The 23,698-nt window shown below is 73.3% G+C and carries 21 protein-coding genes; 14 read left to right on the plus strand and 7 right to left on the minus strand.

Annotation, left to right across the window (positions count from 1 at the left end):
• Positions 1 to 70: 70 nt before the first annotated feature.
• Positions 71 to 916 carry a DUF4389 domain-containing protein gene (locus ACZ7RU_RS24160; protein WP_470343033.1) on the minus strand — a complete coding sequence of 282 codons (846 nt, stop codon included), beginning with the start codon at positions 914 to 916 and terminating at the stop codon, positions 71 to 73.
• Between the two features lie 185 nt (positions 917 to 1,101).
• Positions 1,102 to 1,686, minus strand: a complete 585-nt coding sequence (locus tag ACZ7RU_RS24165) for a hypothetical protein (protein ID WP_470343034.1) — start codon at positions 1,684 to 1,686, stop codon at positions 1,102 to 1,104.
• 166 nt (positions 1,687 to 1,852) lie between these two features.
• Here ACZ7RU_RS24165 and ACZ7RU_RS24170 point away from each other — a divergent pair, with 166 nt between their 5' ends.
• The 5 genes from ACZ7RU_RS24170 (at position 1,853) to ACZ7RU_RS24190 (ending at position 8,062) form a co-directional block, all read left to right on the plus strand.
• Positions 1,853 to 3,235 (plus strand): BTAD domain-containing putative transcriptional regulator, encoded by a 1,383-nt coding sequence (locus tag ACZ7RU_RS24170; protein ID WP_470343035.1) that lies wholly within the window; start codon positions 1,853 to 1,855, stop codon positions 3,233 to 3,235.
• Positions 3,236 to 3,384: 149 nt separating this feature from the next.
• Positions 3,385 to 4,761: a M14 family metallopeptidase gene (locus ACZ7RU_RS24175; RefSeq protein WP_470343036.1), complete on the plus strand. Its 1,377-nt coding sequence runs from the start codon at positions 3,385 to 3,387 to the stop codon at positions 4,759 to 4,761.
• A 575-nt stretch (positions 4,762 to 5,336) separates the two neighbouring features.
• The gene (locus tag ACZ7RU_RS24180; RefSeq protein ID WP_470343037.1) at positions 5,337 to 6,074 is read left to right on the plus strand and encodes a ScbR family autoregulator-binding transcription factor; all 738 of its coding nucleotides are present in this window, start codon (positions 5,337 to 5,339) and stop codon (positions 6,072 to 6,074) included.
• A 300-nt stretch (positions 6,075 to 6,374) separates the two neighbouring features.
• Positions 6,375 to 7,217: an AfsR/SARP family transcriptional regulator gene (locus ACZ7RU_RS24185; protein WP_470343038.1), complete on the plus strand. Its 843-nt coding sequence runs from the start codon at positions 6,375 to 6,377 to the stop codon at positions 7,215 to 7,217.
• A 134-nt stretch (positions 7,218 to 7,351) separates the two neighbouring features.
• Positions 7,352 to 8,062, plus strand: coding sequence for a TetR family transcriptional regulator (locus ACZ7RU_RS24190; RefSeq protein WP_470343039.1), 711 nt, complete (start codon positions 7,352 to 7,354; stop codon positions 8,060 to 8,062).
• 155 nt (positions 8,063 to 8,217) lie between these two features.
• Here ACZ7RU_RS24190 and ACZ7RU_RS24195 read toward each other — a convergent pair whose 3' ends face one another.
• Positions 8,218 to 11,253: a DUF7507 domain-containing protein gene (locus ACZ7RU_RS24195; RefSeq protein WP_470343040.1), complete on the minus strand. Its 3,036-nt coding sequence runs from the start codon at positions 11,251 to 11,253 to the stop codon at positions 8,218 to 8,220.
• 376 nt (positions 11,254 to 11,629) lie between these two features.
• Here ACZ7RU_RS24195 and ACZ7RU_RS24200 point away from each other — a divergent pair, with 376 nt between their 5' ends.
• Positions 11,630 to 12,421 (plus strand): putative protein N(5)-glutamine methyltransferase, encoded by a 792-nt coding sequence (locus tag ACZ7RU_RS24200; protein ID WP_470343041.1) that lies wholly within the window; start codon positions 11,630 to 11,632, stop codon positions 12,419 to 12,421.
• Positions 12,422 to 12,518: 97 nt separating this feature from the next.
• Here the strand turns inward: ACZ7RU_RS24200 and ACZ7RU_RS24205 are convergent, their stop codons facing one another.
• Positions 12,519 to 12,947 carry a PPOX class F420-dependent oxidoreductase gene (locus ACZ7RU_RS24205; protein ID WP_470343042.1) on the minus strand — a complete coding sequence of 143 codons (429 nt, stop codon included), beginning with the start codon at positions 12,945 to 12,947 and terminating at the stop codon, positions 12,519 to 12,521.
• A gap of 224 nt (positions 12,948 to 13,171) precedes the next feature.
• Between ACZ7RU_RS24205 and ACZ7RU_RS24210 the strand changes: the two genes are divergently transcribed.
• The gene (locus tag ACZ7RU_RS24210) at positions 13,172 to 13,618 is read left to right on the plus strand and encodes a hypothetical protein (protein ID WP_470343043.1); all 447 of its coding nucleotides are present in this window, start codon (positions 13,172 to 13,174) and stop codon (positions 13,616 to 13,618) included.
• Between the two features lie 110 nt (positions 13,619 to 13,728).
• On the opposite strand, the gene ACZ7RU_RS24215 is transcribed toward ACZ7RU_RS24210, so the two are convergent.
• On the minus strand, positions 13,729 to 15,135 hold the full coding sequence (locus ACZ7RU_RS24215) for a pyridoxal phosphate-dependent decarboxylase family protein (RefSeq protein ID WP_470343044.1): 1,407 nt from the start codon (positions 15,133 to 15,135) through the stop codon (positions 13,729 to 13,731).
• 273 nt (positions 15,136 to 15,408) lie between these two features.
• Here ACZ7RU_RS24215 and ACZ7RU_RS24220 point away from each other — a divergent pair, with 273 nt between their 5' ends.
• The 5 genes from ACZ7RU_RS24220 (at position 15,409) to ACZ7RU_RS24240 (ending at position 20,210) form a co-directional block, all read left to right on the plus strand.
• Positions 15,409 to 16,815, plus strand: a complete 1,407-nt coding sequence (locus ACZ7RU_RS24220) for a cytochrome P450 (protein ID WP_470343045.1) — start codon at positions 15,409 to 15,411, stop codon at positions 16,813 to 16,815.
• Between the two features lie 79 nt (positions 16,816 to 16,894).
• Complete coding sequence (locus tag ACZ7RU_RS24225; RefSeq protein WP_470343046.1) at positions 16,895 to 17,872, plus strand: terpene synthase family protein; 978 nt, start codon at positions 16,895 to 16,897, stop codon at positions 17,870 to 17,872.
• A gap of 86 nt (positions 17,873 to 17,958) precedes the next feature.
• Positions 17,959 to 19,158 (plus strand): cytochrome P450, encoded by a 1,200-nt coding sequence (locus ACZ7RU_RS24230; RefSeq protein WP_470343047.1) that lies wholly within the window; start codon positions 17,959 to 17,961, stop codon positions 19,156 to 19,158.
• A gap of 189 nt (positions 19,159 to 19,347) precedes the next feature.
• Complete coding sequence (locus tag ACZ7RU_RS24235) at positions 19,348 to 19,629, plus strand: hypothetical protein (RefSeq protein ID WP_470343178.1); 282 nt, start codon at positions 19,348 to 19,350, stop codon at positions 19,627 to 19,629.
• A 371-nt stretch (positions 19,630 to 20,000) separates the two neighbouring features.
• Positions 20,001 to 20,210: a hypothetical protein gene (locus ACZ7RU_RS24240; protein ID WP_470343048.1), complete on the plus strand. Its 210-nt coding sequence runs from the start codon at positions 20,001 to 20,003 to the stop codon at positions 20,208 to 20,210.
• 66 nt (positions 20,211 to 20,276) lie between these two features.
• Here ACZ7RU_RS24240 and ACZ7RU_RS24245 read toward each other — a convergent pair whose 3' ends face one another.
• A complete protein-coding gene (locus ACZ7RU_RS24245; protein WP_470343049.1) occupies positions 20,277 to 20,993 on the minus strand; it encodes a TetR/AcrR family transcriptional regulator in 717 nt (238 codons plus the stop codon).
• Between the two features lie 124 nt (positions 20,994 to 21,117).
• Between ACZ7RU_RS24245 and ACZ7RU_RS24250 the strand changes: the two genes are divergently transcribed.
• Both ACZ7RU_RS24250 and ACZ7RU_RS24255 read left to right on the plus strand, forming a co-directional pair.
• Positions 21,118 to 21,819, plus strand: a complete 702-nt coding sequence (locus ACZ7RU_RS24250) for an NAD(P)-dependent oxidoreductase (protein WP_470343050.1) — start codon at positions 21,118 to 21,120, stop codon at positions 21,817 to 21,819.
• A 243-nt stretch (positions 21,820 to 22,062) separates the two neighbouring features.
• A complete protein-coding gene (locus tag ACZ7RU_RS24255; RefSeq protein ID WP_470343051.1) occupies positions 22,063 to 22,551 on the plus strand; it encodes a hypothetical protein in 489 nt (162 codons plus the stop codon).
• 188 nt (positions 22,552 to 22,739) lie between these two features.
• Here ACZ7RU_RS24255 and ACZ7RU_RS24260 read toward each other — a convergent pair whose 3' ends face one another.
• Positions 22,740 to 23,630, minus strand: a complete 891-nt coding sequence (locus tag ACZ7RU_RS24260) for a transglutaminase-like domain-containing protein (protein ID WP_470343052.1) — start codon at positions 23,628 to 23,630, stop codon at positions 22,740 to 22,742.
• Positions 23,631 to 23,698 lie beyond the last annotated feature (68 nt).

Genomic DNA, 23,698 nt, shown 5'->3' on the forward strand with positions numbered 1-23,698 from the left:
CCGGAATCCTCCCAGCCGACGGCGCCGGGCCGGCGGTGGGGTGCGGACGCGCCCGGTGGCCGGGCGGACCTCAGGAACCGCCGAGAAGGTGCCGGGCCTCCTGGTCGGCGGGGCCCGGCACCAGGGGTGCGACGACGTTCCGGGCCGGGCCGGTGGTGTCGTCGTAGTCGTAGTCGTCGTCCGAGTTCACCGAGGCGGTGATCGAGCCCGTCGCCCAGGAGACCAGGCCGAGGATCAGGAAGAGCACGAGCAGGCCGCGCCCGGCGCCGCTCAGGACCAGCGGGCGGGTGGCCGACACCGGGCCGCCCGGCTCGCTGCCCGGCTCGTCGCCGAACAGCCGCTTGGGGTAGGCGGACGAGAGCATCACCAGGTAGGCGGTGAAGCGCATCCGGTAGCGCAGGATCGCGGTCGTCGCCTCGTACAGCGGCTGCGGCATCCGGCCCAGGACCAGCACCACCAGCCACAGGACGAACGACACCGCCCACCACCCCGCGAACACCAGGCCCTGCACGATCGAGGCCGGGATGACGAGGAGGACGCGGAAGAGCACGGCGAGCCGGTTCAGCTCGCCCGGCCGCAGCCCGACCCGCACCGGATGGTCGGGCGCCTCGAAGCGGAACGGCGGGTAGCGGTCCACGGTGAGCATCAGGTACGCGGTGACGCGGGTCTCGTACGGGACGAACGCGGCGAGGTAGGCCGCCGCGAAGCCGGGCAGCCGGCCGAGCACCAGCGCGCCGAACCACCCGATGACGGTGACGAGGAACGCCACCACCGACAGCACCCACACCACCACGAACTGGGGGATCAGCAGCAGCGCGCGCAGCAGCACCGTCCAGCGGTTCTGCGAGCCGGGCGCCGGCATGTCCAGGACCGGGAGCCACTCACCACTGACGGGGGTCGGGGGAGCCTGCCACATCCGGGCCTCCACGGTCTCGGGACGACGGGACCCGGCGGTCGGGCGCGGCCGGGTGCCCTCCGAAGATCGCAGTCCCCGGTCGGCGCCGCGCGCCGCGCTGCGCCGGACGGGGTAGTCGGCCGCCCGGCGCGGTCGGGGCACCCCCGGGCCCCCGAGGGTGTGTGCCGGCCGTACGCGTGGCGCGGTCAGGCGATCTTCGCGCAGAGCGGTTCGGCGGAGCCGTGCTCGATGGTCAGCGTCCGGTAGCCGGTGGCACTGATGTCGATGGTGTAGACGCCGTCGACGGTGTAGAGGTCGCGCGGCAGGTTGCCGCCGTCCGGGCCGACGCCGAGCAGGACCGGGCCGTGGGCGTGCCAGGTCTGGGAGCCGTCGGGCCGGTAGTCGACGACGGAGCGGCCGCCGGCGTCCGCGTCGTACCAGGCGCCGGTCGTGGTGTCGGTGATCCGCAGGACGAGGGCGCCCCGGAAGGCGGCGCGTCGCACGGTGGTGCCGTCGGGGGCGTACTCCAGGACCCGCCGCTCCACCTCGTCCACCACGGCCGCCATGTGCACGGGGAAGTCACAGCGGGAGCCGGCCGGGAGGTCGTACGTCGGCGTGGGCCACGGCTCCCACCCGTCCCGGCCGCCGCCGGCTCCGGTCGCTCCGGACGCTCCGGAGGAGTCGAGCGGGCCGGACGCGGCGCCCGCCGGGGCGGCCGCCAGGCCGGTCAGGGCGAGGGCGGTGACGGCGGCCAGCGCGCCGGACGCGGCGGAGAACAGGATTCGTCGCATGATCGGTCCTTCTGGTGAGGTGTCGGGCGGCGTGCGGAGGCCCAGCGTGGCAGGCACTCCTGACCGGATTCTCACCACGAGCCGGGGCCCTCGCCGCCCGGAAGCCCGGCGCGGCCCGCCGACGCGCGTTCGAGAACCGTCAGGGCCCTGACTAGGGTGGCCCGCCATGGAGTTCCGACTGCTCGGGTCGTTCGAGGCCGGCCACGAGGGCGAGTCCGTCCTGGGTGGCAGCCGCCGCCAGGAGCGGTGTCTGCTGGCCGTCCTGCTGCTGGAGGACGGCCGGGTCGTCACCACCGACCGGCTGATCGACCTGCTCTGGAACGGCAACCCGCCCGTCTCGGCCCGCGGCACCGTCCACACCTACGTCGGACGGCTGCGGGCCCGGCTGCGCCCGTACGCGGTGGTGATCGAGACCAGGCACCACGGGTACGCCCTGGTATCCGGCCAACACGCCGTAGACGTACGGGAGTTCCTCGAACTGACGGCCCGGGCAGCCGCCACCGGCGACCCCGGTGAACGGCTGCGCTGCCACGACCGGGCACTCGCGCTCTGGCGCGGGCCGCTGCTCGAGGACGTGGTGGACGAGGAACTGCGCGGACGATTGGGCCGCCGACTGGTCGAGCTGCGGCTGTCCGCCCTGGAGCAGCGGGCCGAGATCCTGCTCGCCATGGGCCGGCACGAGCAGGTGCTCGCCGATCCGACCGTGCCCTGGGCCGGGGCGCCCGCCGTCGACGGGTCCGCGCCGACCGGCTCTCCCGCCGACGACCTCCTCTCCCGCGAGCGCCTCGTCCTCGCCCTGATGACCGCCCTCTACCGGGCCGGCCGGCAGGTCGAGGCGCTCGCCCTCTACCGCCGGACCCGGCGCGTGCTGGTGGACGGCCTCGGCATCGAGCCCGGCGCCGAACTCGCCGCCCTGCACGACCGGATCCTGCGGGCCGACCCCCGGCTGGACCGCCCTCCGGCGCCGCTGTACGCGGTGCGGGTCGGCGAGCACTGGCTGCCGTGGAGCGCGGGCGGCCACCCGGCGCTGGAGTTCTGCAACACCTACGCCGGCTGGGGCGCCGCGCCGAGCGCCGGGTCGGACTGGCTGGTCGGCTACCCGGCGCTCGCGGTCTGGGCAGGTCACCACGACCTCGCCGACGAACCGGTGGTCGAGGCGCTGCTCCGCCGGGCGGCCGAGCGGCCCGAGGAGGCCGCCGCGGTGCTCGCCGACGCCCGTGCGTTCCGCTCGGCCCTCTACGGGTGCCTGACCGACCCGCAGGACGGCGCCGCCTTCGGCGCGGTGGCGGCGGTGGTGCAGGAGGCCGGCCGGTCGGCGGTCTTCACCCGGGGCGGGGACGGCCTGGCGCACTGGCGGCTGCCGCCGACGGCCGGTCTGCGGCTTCCGCTGTACGCCGCCGCCCGCGCGGCCGGTGAACTGCTCGCCGACCCGCGCCGGTTCACCATCCGGCGCTGCCCCGGCAGCGGCTGCGGCTGGCTCTTCCTGGACGCGAGCGGCCGGCGGCGCTGGTGCAGCCTGGCGACCTGCGGGACCGGGGCGGACTCCTGAGCCGTGCGCGCCGTCCCCCGCCCCCTCGCCGCCCGCGCTCCGCCCCCCCGATGTATTGACGAACCCATGACACTGACGGACCATCATGCTGGCGCGCGCCGCACCTCCTCCACCGTTCCGCCCCCACGGACCCCCACAGGAGGACAGTCATGCGACTGCCCCGCCGAGGGAAGCCCGCCGCAGCCACCGCCGTGCTGCTGGCCCTCGCCCTCGCCACCCCGCTCACCGCCCAGGCCGCCTCCGCCGACCGCCCGTCGGCGCCTTCGTCCGCCACCGCCGACACCACGATCGGTACCGCTGCCGGCACCGCGCGGCAGTACCGGCTCGACGGTCCCCGCACTGTCGCCGAGCGCACCGCCGTCGCCGCCACCGGCGCCTCCGTCGACGCCGTGCTGCCCGACGCGGTGGTGGTCACCGCCACCCCCGCCGAGGCCGCCCGACTGCGCGCGCTGGGCTGGTCGCCCGTCGCCCTGCCCGGCCCCCGCTACGGCGCCGAGGCCGGCGACGATGGCCTCGGCGGGTCGCTGTACGATTTCCCGCAGGCCGACTCCGGGTACCACAACCACGCCGAGGCCACCGCCGACATCGACGCGGTGGTCGCCGCCCACCCGGACATCATGAGCAAGCGCGTCATCGGCACCTCCTACGAGGGCCGGCCGATCGTCGCGGTGAAGATCAGCGACAACGTCGGCACCGACGAGAACGAGCCCGAGGTGCTGTTCACCGCCCACCAGCACGCCCGCGAGCACCTCACCGTCGAGATGTCCCTCTACCTGCTGCACGAGTTCGGCGACAAGTACGCCACCGACAGCCGGATCGCCAACGCCGTCAACAGCCGCGAGATCTGGGTGGTCCCCGACCTCAACCCGGACGGCGGCGAGTACGACATCGCGACCGGCCGCTACCGCAGCTGGCGCAAGGACCGCCAGCCGAACAGCGGCAGCAACAACGTCGGCACCGACCTCAACCGCAACTGGAACTACAAGTGGGGCTGCTGCGGCGGCTCCTCCGGTTCCACCTCCAGCGAGACCTACCGGGGCAGCGCCCCGGAGTCCGCCAAGGAGACCAAGGTGGTCGCCGACTTCGTCCGCAGCCGGATCGTCGGCGGCAAGCAGCAGATCACCGCCGCCATCGACTTCCACACCTACAGCGAACTGGTGCTCTGGCCGTTCGGCTGGACCACCGCCGAGACCACCACCGGCATGACCGCCGACGAGCACGACACCTTCGCCGCCCTCGGCCGCGGCATGGCCGCCACCAACGGCTACACGCCCGAGCAGTCGAGCGACCTCTACATCACCGACGGGGCGATCGACGACTGGCTGTGGGGCGCCCAGCGGATCTTCGCCTACACCTTCGAGATGTACCCCGGCCCGAACGGCAGCAGCGGCTTCTACCCGCCGGACGAGGTGATCGGCCGCGAGACCAGCCGCAACCGCGAGGCGGTCCTGAAGCTGGTGGAGACGGCCGACTGCGTCTACCGCGCGATCGGCAAACAGCAGCAGTACTGCGGCATTTCGGCCTGACCGGGCGTCCTCGGCCCGGGCCTTGAGGACGGCGGCCGCTGCGTGAGAAGTCGGACCGGCCGACTTCTCACGCGCCAGCCCCCTGCGTGCCGTGCCCGGGGCGGCCACGGCGGCGAAGTGCTCGTCGGCGGGCGTCAGGGATCGGGCGTCAGGGATCGGGCGTCAGGACATCGGCGGGTGGCCCGGCCGGGCCACCCGCCGCACCGTGTCGCGCTGTACGCGGGCGCCGGAATCCGGACCACCGGTCGAGGGCGGCCTGCGGGAGAGCGTCGCGGAATCGCCGATCCGGTGCGACGACCGGCCCGCGCAAGGCGGCCGGATATGCAGGGTGACGAACGCCTGGAGGAAACCGTTCGTTCGGTTTCTCGGGGGCGAACGTGGACCAGCCGGGGATCGAACCGCCGGGACGGTCGAGGTGATCGGTCGCCAAGGGGGCGGTGAGGCTTGACGGGTTGTGGGATCGGGAGTGGTCGGCGGTGATTCATCGACATCGTCTTGTCGGTCCCGGGTGGGGCGCAGCTAAGATACGGGGTGTTTGGTTTTGTTTTCCGGGAGCTCAGGGCGGGTGGTTTTCGGTGGTACGGCAGGAGCGGGCGCTCCGGACACGTCGGCTGATCCTGGAGGCGGCGGCCTCGGTCTTCGACGAGTTCGGGTACGAGGGCGCGACCATCGGCGAGGTGGTCTCCCGGGCCGGTGTGACGCGGGGCGCGGTGTATTTCCATTTCGCCTCGAAGCGCGATCTGGCGCAGGGCGTGGTGGAGGAGCAGTTCGTCCAGGACGGAGTTCCCGAACGCAGCTGCAAGCTCCAGGAGTTCGTGGACACCGGGATGGTGGTGGCGTACCTGATGCCGCGTGACCCGCTGCTCAGTGCGGGCGCCCGGCTCTCGCTCGGACAGGACTTCTTCGACGATCTCGGCGGCGGTGCGATCCCCGGCTGGATCAGCCGGTTCGAGGCGCTGCTGGTCGCGGCCGGCGAGCGTGGCGAGTTGCTCCCGCACGTCGTGCCGGAGGACACCGCGTGGCTGCTCGTCGCCGCGTGGACGGGGGTGCAGATCCAGTCCCAGAAGCTCTGCGGCCGGGCGGACCTGGAGTCGAGGGTGTCCGGGCTCTACCAGCACCTGATGCCGAGCATCGCGGTGCCGGGGGTGCTCGGTTCGCTGCGGATGGGGCCGAACCGCGGTGCCGAGGTGGTGGCCGAGGCCGAGGCGGCGCGGGCGGCCGCGGAGGGCGGCGGCCCGGACACCGCCGGCCCGGACGGTGGAGCGGGCGGTCCCGCGCGCGCCGAGGCGCAGGCGGAGGCCGGGGTGGGCTGACGGAGGCTCACCGGGCTTACCGTCCGGGGGAATCCGGGCGGTCGAGGGCTGACGGGCGGCGACGGGACCACGGGGGTCCGGCGCCGCCTTTGGTTTGCCCGGAGCCGTTCACGCACGGTAGTGGAAGTCGCGCCATGGTGACCGACTGTGTCTCCGTCAGAAACAAACAGCACGTTCGGTTTTGTATTGACAAACCACGCGTCCTGTTTTTGACTGGGTGGCAGTTGACCCAGGGTGTCGGCCCGGGTGCCGGCCGCGGCGAACGGGCCGCGGTGTTCCGTGTGATTGGGGTGGTCAATCGTGGAGATTCGGGTGCTCGGGGCGCTGGACGTCCGGGTGTACGGGGTGTCGGTGGTGCCGTCGGCGCCGAAGCCGCGGCAGGTCCTGGGACTGCTGGCGCTGCGGGCGGACCAGGTGGTGTCGGCCGAGGCGCTGGCCGACGAGCTGTGGTCCGGCCGTCCGCCGCGCAGCGCGCGTACCACCGTGCAGACGTACGTGCTCCAGGTGCGCGAGCTCATCGACCGGGCGCTCGTCGCGGCCGGTGCGGCGCGGGGGGCGTCCTGCGCCAAGGACGTCCTGGTGACCTCGCCGGGCGGCTACCTGCTCAACAGTGGCGGCGGCCCGAGGGACCTGCGGGAGTTCGAGCGGCTGGCCGCAAAGGGCTACCGGTCGATGGACGGCGAGGACTACCCGGAGGCCGCCCGGCTGCTCGGCGAGGCACTCGCGCTGTGGCGCGGGCCGGCCTTCGCGGACGTCCCGGTCGGCGGCCAACTCGCCGTCGAGGCCAGGCGGTTGGAGGAGACCCGGCTCTGCGCGCTGGACCAGCGGATCGAGGCCGACCTGCGGCTGGGGCGCCACCGGGTGCTGCTCGCCGAACTCACCGTGCTCGTGGACCGCTACCGCACCCACGAGAGCCTGCACGGCCAGTACATGACGGCCCTGCACCGCTCCGGCCGCCGGGGCGAGGCGCTGGAGGCCTACCAGCGCCTGCGGAACACCCTGGTGGGGGAGTTGGGCATGGAGCCCTCGATCGCACTGCGGCGGCTCCAGCGCTCCATCCTGCTCGCCGGGCCGGAGCGCGCGGAGCGCGAGCCCGCCGGGGTGGCCGGGGCCGCCGCGGCCAGGCTCAGCCGGGTGGGCTGAACCGGCCGGCCGTCCGGGTCGGCGCCGCGTCGGCGGAACCGGACCCGGACGGCGGTCGGAGGGCGCGGCGCCCGACGTGGGGCGGTCGCGGGCCGGTCGGAACCTGCTTGTCGTCGTGAGGGGTTGTGGGACGGGTGGTTCAGGAGAGGTCGGAACGGACACGCGGGCGGCTGGTGGTGGCGGGGGCGGCCCTGTTCGACCGTCGCGGCTACGCCGGGGCCACGCTCGGCGAGATCGCCGCGGCCGCCGGGGTGACGAAGGGGGCGCTGTACTTCCACTTCGCCTCCAAGGAGGATCTGGCCGGAGCGGTGTCCGGCCAGGCCGAGGGTGCACTGCGGTCGGCCTGTGCGGAGCTGCGGGCCTCCTCCTCCCCGCTCCAGGGGCTGATCGACGCCGGGTACTGGCTGGTCGACGCGCTCGGGGCGGACCCGGTGATCCGGGCGGCCTTCCGCCTCGGCCGCGAGGACGCCGGCTGGCAGGCGCCCGGCACGGCCAGGCCGGGCGCGGCCGGGTCCGCCGTGGCTGGGCCCGCCGCGCCCGATCCCGAGCAGCGGGCCCTGGCCGACCTGCGGGGCTTCCACGGCGTCTGGGCCGGGGAAGTACGCGCCCTGCTGGTCGGCGCCCGCCGCGCGGGCGAGCTGCGCGACCGCTCGGACGGCTTCGGCCCGGAGACCCTGGTGATGACCGCCGCCTGCGGTCTGGAGGTGGTGTTCGCCGACGGCTGCCCCACCGAGGAGCGCGCCCGCCGGGTCGGCGCCGTCTGGGAGTGGCTGCTGCCCTGCCTGGTGCCCCCGGGCACGGCCGCCGGATACCGCACCAGGCCCCCGGCCGCGCAGGTCGCCTGAGCCCGGGTCGGCTTGAGCCGGGCTCCGCCTGAGGCCGGTCCCGACCCGATCCGGCCCGCGGTCCGGCCCGCCGCCCGGACAGCGGGCCGCCCCCGGTGCCCGAAGGCGCCGGGGGTGGCCCGACCGCCGTCACCCGGCGGAACCGCGGGCGTCCGTCACCCCACGTACCGGTCGGCGGCCGCGCGGCGCCGGGCCCGGTGGAGCAGCAGACCGCCGAGGCTCAGCAGTCCGACCCCGCTCAGGCCCGCGGCCACGGCGGCGGTCGGCGCGCCGGTGTCCGGCAGCCCGTCCGGGCCGCCGCCCTGCGGCGGGACGGGGTGGTGGCCCGGGTGGCTCGGGCAGCCGTCGTCGCCCTTGTGGCCGTGCCCGTGCTCGTGCCCCTTCGGCGGGCAGGGCGAGACGACGACGCAGAGCTCGACCGGCGGGCTCTCCACGGTCTCCCCCTGCGGGTCGCGGGCGGAGGCCCGGGCGGTGTTGGTGATGCTGCCCGCCCGCGCGTCCGCCTCGGTCACGGTGTAGGTGCCCCGGCAGGTGGTGCTCTGCCCCGGGTCGAGGGTGGTCCGCTCGCAGGTCACCTGTTGGACGCGGTCGTCGTTGACGGTGACGCCGGTCAGCGTGGTCGCCCCGGTGTTGGTCACCGTGTACGTGTAGGTGACGGTGTCACCCGGGTGCACGGCCCCCTCGGCGTCGGCGCGCTTGGTGACGGACAGCGAGGACCCGCCGGCGGGGACCACCTGGACGGTGGCCTGGGCCGGCGGGCTCTGCACGGTCTGGCCCTGCGGGTCGGTGCCGTCGGCGTGGGCGGTGTTGGTGACGTGCCCGGCCCGGGCGTCGGCCGCCGTCACGGTGTACGTCCCGTGGCAGGTGGTGCTCTGGCCGGCGTCCAGGGTGGTCCGGTCGCAGGTGACCCCCTGGACGTGGTCGTCGGTCACGGTCAGGCCGGTCAGCGTGGTCGTCCCGGTGTTGGTGACCGTGTAGGTGTAGTGCACGGTGTCCCCGACGTGGAACGGCCCGGCGGAGTCGGCCTGCTTCCTCAGGCCGAGCCTGGCGACGCCCACCACCTTCAGCGTCACCTGGGCGATCGGGCTCAGCACCGTCTGCCCCTGCGGGCCCGAGGCGGTCGCCTGGGCGGTGTTGGTGACGTGGCCGAGCTGTTCGTCGGCGGCGGTCACCGTGTACGTCCCGTGGCAGGTGGTGCTCTGGCCGGCGTCCAGGGTGGTCCGGTCGCAGGTCACCTGCGGGGCGTGGTCGTCGGTCACGGTCAGGCCGGTCAACGTGGTCGTCCCGGTGTTGGTGACCGTGTAGGTGTAGTGCACGGTGTCGCCGGCGTGCACCGGACCGGCGGTGTCCGCCTGCTTGGTCAGGCCGAGCGAGGACGGGCCGACCACCGTGACGGTGGCCTCGGCCTCCGGCGAGGTGACCGGCTCGCCGTTCGACGTCCCGGTGGCGTGGACGTGGTTGGTGACCTGCCCGGCCTGCGCGTCGGCCGCTGTGACGACGTAGCCGCCGTGGCACCGGGTGCTGTCCCCGGGGCTGCCGGCCGGGGCCAGCGTCGTCGAGTCGCACGTGATCCCGGTGACCTTGTCGTCCGTCAGCGCGAGGCCGGTCACCTCCGTCCCGCCCGTGTTGGTGACCACGTAGGTGTACGGGACGGTGTCGCCGACGTGGAACGGCTCGGGCGCGTCCACGTGCTTGACGACGTTGATCCCCGGCGGCGCGATCACCGGCACGTCCTCCGAGGACGGCGGCGAGGTGACCGGTCCGCCGTCGGTGGTGCCGGTGGCCTGCGCCGTGTTGGCGACGTGGCCCGCGGCGGCGTCCGCGGCGGTGACCAGGTAGGTCGCCGTGCACGTCACCGTCTCACCGGGGGCCAGCGTACTCACCGGGCAGCTGACCGGCCCGACCTTCGGGTCACTGACGGCCAGGTCGGTGATCGGCACGTTCCCGGAGTTGGTGACCACGAAGTCGTACGGGACCGGGGTGCCCACCGTGATCAGCCCGGGCAGCGGCTGGTGCGCCTGCTTGACCAGGTTCAGCGCGGGCAGCGGCTGGTCGGTGTAGATGGTGACGTTGCGGATCAGGTGCACGTCGGTGAACAGACCGGTGGACCCGGCGAAGCCGAACTTGTAGGTCGCGGGCGCCGGTTGCGGCGCGGGGGTCTGGAGCACCTGGTGCGAGCCGGTGCCGTCGTTGAAGTCGACCGAGACCGTCAGCACCGGCGAGGTCCCGGGCGTCAGGTGGACGTTGACCCGGCGGCGCGAGGGCTCCAGCAGGGTCTGCGCCTGCTCCGGGGTGACCCCGGGCGGCAGTGTGGTGAGCGGGCCCTGCAGCTTGCCGGGCAGTGTGGAGGGCCATGGGCCGCTGGTGGTGAAGTTGCTGGTCGTCGCGGTCAGGAAGCAGTAGCCGGTGGTGCCGTCGCCGGGGCCCCGGACGGTGACCATGTTGGCGCCCGGGGCGGGGATCCGGAAGGACGTGCCGGCGGGGGAGCGCTGGGCGCAGCCGTTGCCGCGCTGCTCCCAGTCGCCGAAGTAGTTGCCGAGCACGTCGAGCCCGACGCCCAGGTAGCCGCGGTCGACGCCGGGCAGGAAGGCGAGGTTCGGGTTGTCGTCGGGCAGCTTCTGGGCGTAGCCGAGGCTGCCGCCGAAGGCGCCGGGGTGGGTGAGCGAGACGTCCCCGTTCACCAGGAAGAACGAGATGCCGTCGGCCGGGGTGTTCGGTGTGGTGCTGCCGTACTGCCACTGGTCGAAGGTCACGTCCAGACCGTTGGCCGCCGGCAGCGCCTGGTCGAAGAGCACCGCGCCGCTCTGGTCGTTGCTCGCGTCGGTGATCCGCAGGTAGCCGAGCGGCGCGCTGTTCAGCGGCGGCACCGGGCCGACCTCGGCGGTGGGACAGCCGCCGAGGGAGTGGTCGCCCGGCCCGGGTTGGGCGGGGGCCGCGCCGGTGAGGCAGGCGGAGCCGACGGCGACGAAGCGCGGGTCGGCGGTGGCGCCGGTGAAGGTCTCCTGGAGCAGGGGCGTGCCGGTGGCCCGGACACGCTCCGGCAGTGGCGCGGCAAGGTGGTGGACGGGGGTGACGGCCTGGGCGAGCGGGGCGGTGAGGCCGGGGCAGAGCAGGCCCAGGGTGGCCGCGGCGCAGATGAAGCGGGCCGTTCGGGCACGAAGCCGTGACGGTCCGCGGGAGTGTCTCGTCATGCAGTGAATATGCTCGTCCGCTACGGTCCGTTATCACCTCGGTACTTTCAGTGGGTCTGTCGAATCGCTCGGACGGGGGAGTGGGGAACCGGAGCCCCGCTGCGCCACCGGCTGCACGGGGCTCACGAGGTTCACGGGGCCCTTGGGATCATTCCGATCATCCTCGCGCGGCGATGCGGTAGGGTTGCCGGAGCCGATTGTGACCGCGACTCAGGGAGGTGGGACCCATTACCGGAATGTCCGAGCGGGTGCTCCCGGAGCGCGGCCGTGTGGGCGCCTCGCGCGCATAGCGCGGACGGCGCGCCGACGCGGTGTCGGCCCCCGCGGGAGCCCTGACGGAGTCATCAGCTTCCCGTCTTTCCCCCAAGGGGTTCTCTTGCCGGTCTTCTCCTCCGCCTCCCTCCGTTCCTCGGTGGTCTCCCGGCTGCGCGCCGCCGGGTGCGTCTTCGCCGAGGACGAGGCGCGGATCCTGCTCTCCGCCGCCGCCTCGCCCGCCGACCTGGCCGTGATGGTCCGCTCCCGCGCCGACGGCCGACCGCTCGAACACGTCGTCGGCTGGGCCGAGTTCGCCGGGCTGCGGATCGCCGTCGACCCGGGCGTCTTCGTCCCGCGCCGCCGCAGCGAGTTCCTGGCCGCCACGGCCACCGCGCTGACCGCCCCGGGCACGGTGGTGCTCGACCTGTGCTGCGGCAGCGGCGCGCTGGGCGCGGCGGTGGCCGCCGCGGCCGCGCACCCGGTCGAGCTCTACGCGGCCGACATCGATCCCGGCGCCGTCCGCTGTGCCCGCCGCAACCTGGCCGGCGCCGCGGCGGGGGTCTTCGAGGGCGACCTGTTCACCGCCGTGCCTGCGGGCCTGCGCGGCCGGGTGGACGTGCTGATCGCCAACGTCCCGTACGTCCCGACCGACGACCTCGGCCTGCTGCCGCCCGAGGCGCGGCTGCACGAGGCCCGGCCCGCGCTGGACGGCGGGTCGGACGGGCTCGACGTGCTGCGGCGGGTGGTCGCCGAGGCGCCGGGGTGGCTGGCGCCCGGCGGGGCGCTGCTGTTCGAGACCAGTGAACGGCAGGCGCCGACGGCCCTCGCGGTGACCCGGGCGGCCGGGCTGGTGGCGGTGGAGAGCCGGCAGGAGGATCTGGACGCCACCGTGGTCACGGCGACGGCGGGCTGAACCGCCCGTCTGCCGGCGGGAGTTCGCAGCCGGAGGCCCGGCCGCCGTCATCCCGTGGCGGCGGCCGGACTCTTGCGGGGCCGGTTCGGTCCGGCGGTCAGATACGGGTGCCGTACACGTGGTCGACCGGGATGGTGAGGAGCACCCGGCGGTCGGAGACCATCACCTCGCGGTACTCCGCCCAGTCCGGGTGCTCGCCGGCGGCGCGCCGGTAGTAGTCCACCAGTGCCTCGACCTCGGGCCCGTCGGGGTCGGTGCCCGGCCCGGTCAGGGCGGCCACGCCCTCGGCGGTGGCCCAGGAGCGGCCGTCCGGCCCGGTCACCTCCAGGCTGGCCCGCGGGTCCCGGCGCAGGTTGGCGGTCTTGGCCAGCCCGTCCCGGGTGGAGATGAGGATGGCGTTCGCCGTCCGGTCGTAGAACGGCATGACGGGGGAGAGCTGCGGCCGGCCGTCCGCCTTGATGGTGGCGAGGACGCCGAGGCGGCTCTGCTCGAGCAGCGCGTACGGGTCGAAAGGAGTGGCGGTCATGGCAGCATCATCGGCCTTCATGCCGGTGGTAGGGCAAGGTTCGGCCCGCGTGTTGGGCGAGGGAGGGCGAGGGAGGCCCCGCATGATGGCACGGGCGGGTGCGCCGGGGCGGGAGCTTCGGAAAAACCGCGGTGATCTCCGGTGCGAGCCGTTAGGGTCGGTCGGGAGAATGGTGACGGTGCGTCATCGAGTGCGTACCGTCCGAGCCGAGGGGATGCCGCACGATGGCACGCGAACGCAGGCAGGTGGAACTGCTGGAGTTCTCCGACGACCTCCACACCGATGACGTCACCCCGCTGCAGGCCTTCCTGGCCGCCCGCATGCGCGAGCTGGTGGCGGCCCAACCCGAGGGCAGCAGCGCCCGGTACGCCGCCGAGCGGCTGGCGCAGGTCACCGCCGGCGACTGCGTCTTCCTCTCGGACGTCCTGGTGGCCTGGGAGGAGGTCGTCCTGGAGGGCCGCAACGACGAGCCGGGCTGGACGCAGCGGATGCGCCAGGACGCCATGCTGTGGTGGGAGCGGCTGTGCGAGACGGCGGCCCGGTTCCGCGACCACCCCGACCACAGCCCCCGCTGGCGCCCGCTGCCGTTCATGAACCTCGCGCACGCGGAGTTCATGGCGAGCCTGACCGACCGCGCGGGCGGTGTCTACGGGGACGGCGCGCACCCGTGATCCCGGACGGACGGGGGCCGTGGCCGTAGGGCGGCGGCCGGGGCCGGTGGGGAGGGGGCCACGGCCGGAGCTGACCCGCGTGGGCCCCGCCCCGGTGCTCAGGCCGTCAGCTACCGGACGGCCCGGGCCAGCGCCTGCGCCGTCCGCCGGACGTCCGCCTCGGTGGTGCGCCAGTTGCTGAACGCCGCGCGCAGCGCGGGCCGCCCCGCGTAGCGGGTGGGGGTGAGGAAGGCCTCGTCGGCCAGGTCGGCGGCGAGCGCGGCCAGCCGCTCCGGGGTCGGGTCCGCGGTCAGCGAGAAGCAGACCACGTTCAGCCGTACCGGGGCGAGCAGCTCCAGGCCGTCGGTCCGGGCGACGTGCTCGCCGAGCGTCCGGGCGCCGGAGACGCAGCGCTCCACGATCTCCCGGTGCCCGGCGCGGCCGTACGCCCGCAGGGTGAACCAGGCGGCGAGGGCGCGCAGCCGGTGGGAGTTCTCCGGCGTGAGGTGGACCAGGTCGGGCTGGTCGCTCAGCGGGCCGAGGTAGGCGGCGGCGTTCTGGAAGACCCGGGCCTGGAGGTCCGGCCGGCGGGTGAACTGCACGGCGCTGTCGTACGGCACGTTGAGCCACTTGTGCAGGTCCACGCAGACCGAGTCGGCGAGGTCCAGGCCCGCCACCAGCCGCTCGTGCTCCGGCGACAGCGCGGCGAAGGCGCCGAACGCGGCGTCCACGTGCAGCCAGAACCCGTACCGCTCGCGGAGCGCGGCGATCGCGCGCAGGTCGTCGAAGTCGACGGTGTTGACCGTCCCGGCGTTGGCCACCACCACGCACGGCCCGTCCGCCTCGGCCAGCGCCCGTTCCAGCGCGGCCACGTCCACCGCCTCCCGGCCCGGCAGGACGGGCACCGTCCGCAGCGCCGTACGGCCCAGGCCCAGCACCGACAGCGCCTTGGCGACGCTGGAGTGGGCACTGCCCGACAGTACCCGGACCCGTCCCAGCGCGGCGGCCCCGTCCTCGGCGACGTCCACGCCGAGCCGCTCGCCCAGCCACTCGCGGGCGACCGCCAGTCCCACCGTGTTGGACATCGTCGCGCCGCTCACGAAGGTGCCGTGGTGCGCCGCCGAGAGCCCGAACAGCTCGCGCAGCCAGCCGACCGTCTCCCGCTCCAGCTGCTGACCGGCCGGGTCCAGGGCGGAGTTGGAGTTCTGGTCCACGGCCGAGGTCAGCCAGTCACCCGCGAGCGCAGCCGGTGTCGCCCCGCCGGTCACGAACCCGAAGTAGCGCGGCCCGGTGCCGGCCGACAGCCGCGGCTCCCAGCGCTCCGTGAACTCCGCCAGGGCGGCCGGTATCCCGCCGCCCTCCTCGGGGAGCGGGACGGGGACGGGCGGTGCGAGGGCAGCCGGTTCGGCCGGGGCGACGGCGGCCCGAGGGACCACCGGCCGCTCGTCGAGACCCGCCAGGAAGGCGAGCGCCCGCTGCCGGGTCTCCTCCAGCAGTTCGGGCAACCGGCCGAGATCGGCGGCGAGTTGGGGGTGCATGGCGCTTCTCCGGTGATCGACTGGGGCGGTGCGCCCGAGGCTATCCGCCGGGCCGGCCGGAGTCCCGGTCCAATCCGGGGCGGGTGGCCTGAAACGTGCGCCGGGGTGGGGGAATTCCCGCCGTTCGGCTCAAAACCACTCCGGCGGTGCATTTTCAGCCGCCCCTTGACCTCTCCGGAGGTGGCGGACGATGATCACCGTGCACCACGAACGAGCGAATGTTCCATTGTCGGGCGGACTTTCGATCCGAAACCTCAGGGAGGTTCAGGGCTCATGCGTTCCACCACAGCTCCCGGGACGGCACCCGTGGCGCCGGGGCGCATTCCACTGCTCGGCCACCTGCCGCGGCTGGCCGTCCAACGGGTGGGGTTCCTGCAGTCGGTCCGCGCGCAGGGCGACATCGTCAGGATATTCCTCGGGAATCGCCCGGTGTACGTCCTGAACTCCCCGGAGGCCGTCCACGAGGTTCTCCTGACGCAGAGCAGGAAGTTCGGCAAAGGACTGCTGTTCGACGTCGCGCGGCCTTTCATCGGGAACGGCATCATCACCTCCGAGCGGGATTTCCATCTCCGCCAACGGCGCGCGCTGCAACCCGCTTTCCGCCGGGACGGCATCGCCGGGTGCGTCGGCACGATGACCGACATCGCCGAGGAGCAGGTGTCGGCCTGGCACCCCGGCGAGGTGATCCCCATGGACCTGGTGCTGCGCCGGATGATGACCGTCATGCTCGTGGCGACCCTGTTCAGCACCGACCGCCCGGACGGTGCCGCGGCCGTCGCCGAACTGGGGGAACGCGTCGCCGAGCAGCTGACCACGGTGATGCGCGGCGTCTTCGTGGGCACCGTGCTGCCCGCGCCGATCGCCTCCTCGCCCCTGCTGGGGCACCGCAGGTACCTGGCCGCGGCCGCGGCGCTGCGCGAACTCGCGGACACCGCCGTCCGGCAGGCCCGGCAGGCCGAGCAGGGCGGACAGGAGCGGCAGGACGGGCAGGGCGGTGCCGGCCACGGCGACCTGCTGTCGATCATGTTCGCCGGCACCCCGGGCAACCCGCGGGGGATGACCGACGTGGAGGCCCGCGACGAGCTGCTCTCACTGCTCATGGCCGGCGCCGAGACCACGTCCACCACCCTCGCCTGGGCGCTCCACGAGATAGGCCGGCGCCCGGAGCTCACCGAACGGATCAAGGCCGAGTGCGACGCGCTGCCCGTCGGCTCCCTGCCCGCCGCGGCGACGCTCCCGTTCACCGAACGGTTCCTCCGGGAGGTGCTCCGGCTGCACCAGCCCAGCTGGCTGCTCATGCGGCGCGCCCTGGAACCGGTGCGGGTCCGCGGGATCGACCTGCCGCAGGGGGCCGAACTGATCTACAGCGCACTGACGATGCACCGGGACCCGGCCTACTACCCGGACCCGCTGCGGTTCGATCCGGACCGGTGGCTCGACCGCCCCGAGAAGGACCTGCCACCGGGCGCCTACGTCCCGTTCGCCCTGGGCAACCGGAAGTGCATCGGGGACCACTTCGCGATGACCGAGATGCTGGTCGTCCTCCGTTCGATCGTCTCGCGGTGGCGGCCGCGGCCGGTCGCGGGGCACCGCGTCCGGCCGGTGGTCCACGCGCTGATCCGGCCCAACGCGCTGCCCATGCGCGTCTCACCCTGGCCCGTCTCAGCCCGGCCCGTCTGACCCCGGCCCGTCTCACCCCGGACCGTCTCACCCTGGCCGGCCGACTGAACCGGCCCCGTTCCCGGAGGAGCGCCACCCCATGACATCGACGGCAGAGCCCCTCTCCCTGGACGCGGGGGCGCCGGCCCTCCACACCGTCCCCTTCCCGCGCCGGATCAGCCCGGACTTCCGGGACGCCCACGACCGCCACCTCGCCTGGCCCGAGTCCTTCGGCTTCCTGGCCACCGAGGCGGAGCGGGCGCACCACCTCAAGGGCCAGTTCCCGCTGATCGCGGCCATGTTCTATCCGAACGCGACCGGGAGCGAACTGGACATCGGCGTCGACCAGCAGAGCTGGTACTTCCTGTTCGACGACGCGCTCGACGAACAGTGGGGCCGGGAGCCCGAGCGGGTCCGCCACCTCGTCGAGCTCGTCAAGGAGGGCGTCACCGGCGAGGCGTCCCCGCTGCCGCTGGCCGCCGCCTTCGCCGACATGCGGCGGCGCAGCTGCCAGGACATGCCCGGGGACTGGATCCAGCGATCGGCCGCCCACTGGTCCTCCTACCTGGACCACCACGTCCACGAGGCGCGCAGCCGGCGGTCCGGCACGCCCCTGTCGCTGAGCGCCTACCTGCGGGTCCGGCGGCACACCATCGGGGTGGCGCCGGTCGTCGACCTCGCTGAACGGCTGTCCTCGTGCGTCCTGCCGGACCACCTGTACGCGCTGCCGCACCTGTCGGTCATGCGCGAGATGACGAAGACCTTCATCATCTGCGACAACGACATCGTCTCCCTGGAGAAGGACGCGGCCCAGGGGGAGCAGAACAACCTGGTGCTCTGCCTGGAACGGGAACACGGGCTCTCCCGCGCCGAGGCCGTCGCGCGGGCCGTGCGCCGCCGCGGCGAGGCCCTGGACCTGTTCACCGGCGCCCACCGGGCCCTGCTCGACGCCACGGTGACGGGCCACCTCGACCCGGCCGAGCGCGACCTGCTGCGGCGGTACTGCACGGAGGCGCTGCAGACCACCATCCGCGGCGCCTTCGACTGGCACCACGCCTCCACCCGGTACCACGGGTAGAGCGCTTCCGCCCGAACCCCGACCACGTTCCCGGGACCGGACCGCGACGGCGTTCCCGGGACCGATCCAGCTGAGGAGCCCGCACCATGTCCGAACACCGCTCGGCGTCCTTCGTCGCCTCCGAACGGGACCGCGGCTGCCCGTTCGACCCGTCGCCGGACCTCCGCCGGATGCGCGAGGAGGACGGCCTGCCGAGGCTGCGGGTCTCCCACCCGGTGCGCGGCGGGATCGAGGCCGTCGTCGTCACCAGGTACGCCGACGTCCGGGCCGCCTTCGCGGACGAGCGCCTGGTGACGGGCAACGGCATCGACCCGTCACTGCCGCGCACCCTCTTCAACCACCCCGGCTTCCTGCCCGCCTACAGCGGCCCGGAGCACACCCGCCTGCGCCGGATGCTCACCGGCAGCTTCACCGTCCGTCAGGTCGAGCGGCTGCGGCCCGCGATCGAGACGATCGTCGCCGACCACCTCGACGCCATGGCGGAGCGGGGGCCGGTCGTCGACCTGGTCGAGGCCTTCGCCCTGCCCATCCCGTCGCTGGTGATCTGCGAACTGCTCGACGTCCCGTACGGGACCAGGGCGATGTTCCAGCGCTGCTCCCAGGTGATCATGGACGGGACCGCCGACGCCGAACAACTCGTCGCCGCCTCGGCCGAGTTGAACACGGCCATGGCGGACATCGTCGCCCGCAACCGGGCCACCCCCGGCGACGGTGTGCTGGGCGCGGTGGTACGGCAGCACGGCGGGGAACTCACCGACGACGAGCTCATCGGCTTCGGCACCACCCTGCTGGTCGGGGGACACGAGACCACCGCGACCATGCTCGCCCTGAGCGTGCTGGCGCTGCTCCGCCACCCGGAACAGCTCGCCGCCCTCCGCGACGACCCCGAGGTCACCGGCACGGCCGTGGAGGAACTGCTGCGCCATCTCGCCATCCCCGCACCGCTGCTGCGCACGGCCGTGGCCGACGTCGACATCAACGGCCACCGGATCGCCGAGGGCGAGCACGTCCTGCTCTCCCCGCTGACCGCGAACCGGGACCCCGGCCTGGTCCCCGAGCGCCCGGACGACCTCGACCTGCACCGCCGCCCGGTCGCCCAGCTGTCCTTCGGGTTCGGCGCCCACCAGTGCCTGGGGCAGCAACTGGCCCGGCTGGAGCTGAAGGTCGCCCTGCCGGCCCTGCTGCGGCGCTTCCCCACCCTGCGCCTCGCCGTGCCCGACGCCGAGTTGCGCTTCCGCGAGGGCTCGACGGTCTACGGCGTCGAGGCGCTCCCGGTCACCTGGTGACCGGCGCTTCGCGGCTCCGCCGGGGGAAGGCTCAGCGGCCGGCGACGCGGGGAAGTCCGGCGCGGGCAGGCGCATCCGGCGCATCAGCTTGTCGAGCTTCTCGGGCACGGCCGGGGCCCGGGAAACGTCACGGTCGGTAATTCCTTCGTGGGTCGCGGTGGGCGCCGATAAGCTCGGCGGGTGATCAACATGGCGGTGCGCGGAGACAGTAGGAACGTCGTGGCCAGTGCCGAGGCGGGCGTGGAGTGGACGGCCGGATTCGCGGATCTGGACCCGGCGGAGTTCCCGATGCTCTCGGCCCTGGACCCTTATGGGGACGCGGTTTTCAACCGGCGGCAGGTGCCGATGCTGCGGGCGGAACTCAACCGTCTTCCTGCCGATTTGGGCGGTGACTGGGTCGGGCAGGCCCGCGAGCTGTGCCAGGTCGTGGAGCGCGGGCTGCATTTGTATCTGTGGTTCATCGGCGACTGACCGCGGTCAGTCGCCTCTCGGCTCCCGAGCCGCCGTCTGCTGCCGGCCCAGGGCTTGCCAGGCGATGGTGTCGTTCTCGACGGAGTGGGCCTCGTTCGCGCGGACGACCTGGCCGACGGGCTTTCTGACAGGGCACCGGACTTGGTGCGGGCCGTGATCGACAGACCGTCACCGACGACCCGGGCACGGGCACCAGACCTCGGCACCGGTGAAGCCGGGCGGGTCGAATAGCGCACCGAATTGAAGCCGGCCTGCGGCGACCATCAAGACGCTGCTGCTGGAGCATCTACTCGGTTTCATCGGCACGGACATTGCCGACCGCGGCGCGGACCCGGAAGGCGACGCGGTGCTGACGATCGCAGATGGAGCACGTGATCGCGACCTTGGTCGTCGGGGTCTGGCAGAAGCGTGAGCTGGGCGAGTACGCGCCGGCCTGGGCACCGGGCGAGAAGCGCACCCCGAACTCGCTGTTCGCGGCCGCGACCGCGCAGGGCGGCCTGGATCTGGAGATCCCCTCGCAGCAGCTCCACTACAAGCTGGGGCGGGCCCACCATGTCAAGATCCACCCGGGCCGGGGGTGAAGATGCTCGGCTGTCCGCCGCCAGGGACTGAAGCCACGCACGGACCCCCGGAGGTCCCGAAGGCCGTCAGCCCTTCGGCGCGAGACCCAGCGAAGCGACGAGCTGGGTCAGTTCCTCGCGGAAGAGCTTGTCGGGGCTCGCGGTCTGGGTGCGCAGGTGGCCGTAGATCTCCAGTGACACCAGGCCGTGGAGGTGGCCCCAGATGCGCAGGGCCAGGGCCACGCCGGCCGGGGGAAGGTGAGGGAAGGCGGGGCGGACCTTGTCGAGGAGGCCGGCGTCGAAGTCGGACCACTGGAAGTCGCTGTCCGCGTAGAGGCGTTCGGCGTGAGGCCAGGCGGCGACGGCGAGGCCGGTCAGGGCCGTACAGACCCGCTGCGCGGCATCCGGGGCGGCGCCGCCCTCGGGAGCGATGTAACCGGGCACCGGGTCGCCGTAGACGAGGCGGAAACCCTCGGGGTTGACGAGCGCCCAGCCGCGGAAGGCGTGCGCCCACGCCCGGATCCGGTCGGCCGGATCGGAGGCGGGGGTGGCCTCCCAGGCGGCGTCCACGGTGTCGGCGAGTGAGGTGTACACGTCGTTGATGAGCGTGGTGACCAGGTCGTCGCGGGTGGCGAAGTAGCCGTAGATGGCGTTGGGGGTCATGCCCATCTCGCGGGCGATGGCGCGCAGCGTGATCGCTCCGGGGCCTCCCGACGCCATCAACTCCAGCGCCACGCTCTTGATTTCGGCGGTCGTCTCGGCCCGCAGCCGCTCACGCCGTCCCCTGGTCCCGGTGCTTGCCATGCGCGCAGTCTACAGCGTCACTCTATTGCTTGGCATATCTAAACTATACGGCATATAGTTTCGTCACGGCATCCAAACGTATGGGCGCTAGCCAGTACGTCCGGGCATGAACAAGGGGAGAACCATGCACATCGGAGTGATCGGTGCCACCGGCACCATCGGCAGCCGGGTCGTCACGGAGGCGCTCGGCCGCGGGCATCGCGTCACGGCCCTGAGCCGCGATGCCTCACAGATCGACGAGAGTCGGGCGAACGTCACCTGGGCCGGCGTCGACATCCTCGACCCTGCGAGCATCGCTGCGATCCTGCCCGGTCTGGACGTGCTGATCAGCGGGTTCCAACCGGGCAACGCGGCCAAGGACCTCGCGGACACCGTGCGTCGGTCCATAGCCGACCCCACAGTCCATTCCATCGCGGCCCGGGCGCTGGTCAAGGCGCTGGAGAGCCACCCCAGGACCCGGCTCATCGTGATCGGCGGGGCCGGCAGTCTGGAGACAGCGCCCGGAGTGGTTCTCGCCGACGACGTCGACCGGATGCACGAGACCCTCGATCAGCTGGGGCTGCCCCGCGAGTACGCGGCCGCGGCGCGCGGAGCCCGGGACGGCCTGAACGTCCTGCGCACGTCGAACCGGCTCTGGACCTACTTCAGCCCCGCCGAGGAGATCGCCCCCGGCGAGCGCACCGGACGTTTCCGGGTCGGCGGCGACCAGGCGGTCCGGGACGCCGACGGCCGCAGCCGCATCTCCGCGGAGGACGCCGCCGTCGCCCTGGTCGACGAGGCGGAACTTCCCCGCTTCGTCCAACGCCGCTTCACCATCGGCTACTGACACCCCGCCGCAGCGGCCTCCAAGGTGCCCACGGGGGATCTTGGAGCGTCGCCACGGGGAAACATGCCGCGACCGGCCGCGGACAGTCCGGCTGAAGACCGGAGCAGGAGTCGACGACCTTGACCCACTCACAGCAGCAGCTGTGACTCGGCACACCCACTGTCGTGTCGGCGCGACGTCTGTCGTCTGGGCCTCGCGGGGACACGCGAGGCTGGCAGGAATCGACCTGGTTAGGCTTCGCTCATGGCGAGCCGGCACCGTTCGACGGGCTTCACCGAGGCCCAGCTGTCGATCATCGATGAACTGAGTGCCCTGCCGTTCCCTGAGCGGGACGGCAAGCCGGGGACAGGCGGTGGGAGGAGTGGGCCCGGATACCACGTGGCCGTGCTCCGGGAGAGCCAGGACTTCTGGGACGACCGTAGCGAGGAGATCGTCGAGGCGGCCGAGCGGGAGCTGGAAGTCGATCTCGATGCGCTGGCAGTCGTCCTGGCCGCCCGTTGGGGCAGCCCCACAACGGTGGATCTGTGGCCGTATCTCGGATTCGAAAATCCAGACCCTGGGTTCGCGGCTCCAGAGCCGCTCGGCTTCCTGTGCAACGTCGCCGGCAGCATGCAAGTGTGGCGGCCACCGTCCTCTGGCCGATGGCTCGCACTGGCCATCGGCCACGCGGATCGGGAGCTTCCTCTCCAACTGCTCGCCGCGATCGGTGAGGCGTCCTCGCTCCCGGGATGAGCCGGCTTCCGGGCCACCGGCACCCACCAGAACGTCATGCGAGGTGAAGGCGGGCGGCAGCGGTTCCGGGCGTTGGTCGAGGACGCTCGACGCCGGCTCTCCGATCCGGCCGATGGGAAGGCGGTTCGAGTCTTTGGAGGTGGGAGCTGCTGCGGGCACTGGACGTTCTGTGCGCCCGGGGCGGGCCGTCAGCGGAGGGTGACCTCGCGGGGGCCGTTGAAGGGGGCCAGGGAGAGGACGGTCTTCGGGGTGCGCAGGGCGTCGTGTTCGGTGAAGAGGCGGCGGACGGCGGGGAGGTCGATCGGGCCGACGGTCAGGTGGGCGACCTCGTCGTACGGGGCGTGGGGCGTGTTGGTGGAGCCGGTGCCCCAGGTGTCCCAGAGCAGGGTCTCGACCTTGTTGAGGGCGGCGAGGTCGAGCCGGGTGGAGTGGGCGACGAACCACTCGCCGTTGAGCGGGCCCTCCTCCGGCGGGTGGACGCCGAAGGCGTCGGCGGCGGCCCGGCCGGAGCGGATCGTGCGCCAGGCCCGGCCCGCGACCAGGAAGCGGTCGCGCGGGACGTCCATCGGGTCGAAGCCCACCTGCCAGGCTGCGATGACCCTCGGGTCGGCCAGCTGCGGGTCGGCGAGCAGCCAGCCGCGCCGGTCGTCCCAGTATTCGGTGGCCACGTGGTCGCCGTGGAAGCCGTCCGGGCCGAGGTAGTCGGCGAAGCCGCAGCGTAGCCGGGCCGGGATGCCGACATGGCGGAGGAACGAGCAGTGCAGCAGCGCCAGGTCCCGGCAGACGCCGACGAAGCGGTCGGCGGGCGCCCGGGGATGGTGGAGCGGGGCCGGGTCGCGGTCGGTGATCAGGTGCAGGATGTCGTCGAGGTAGCGCGTCTCGGCGTCGTGGTGGAGCCGGTCCGCCGGAATGGCATGGTGGAACAGCCGTCCCTCCAGGCGATGGATGATCAGATTGCGGGCGATCCGGGCGAGTTGACCAGGGTCCCTGGGGAGGTCGGCATAGCGGGGGAGGTGGGCCCCGGGGTCGGAGAACACGCTCTGCCCGAGGTAGAAGGCGGGGAAGTCGGCGGAGGGCACGGCGGAACTCCCATGGGGCTTCGGCCGCATGATCGATGGCTGGGCCGCTGGTCCTCACCGTGGCAAAT

The organism is Kitasatospora sp. NPDC114501 (genome assembly GCF_055633695.1).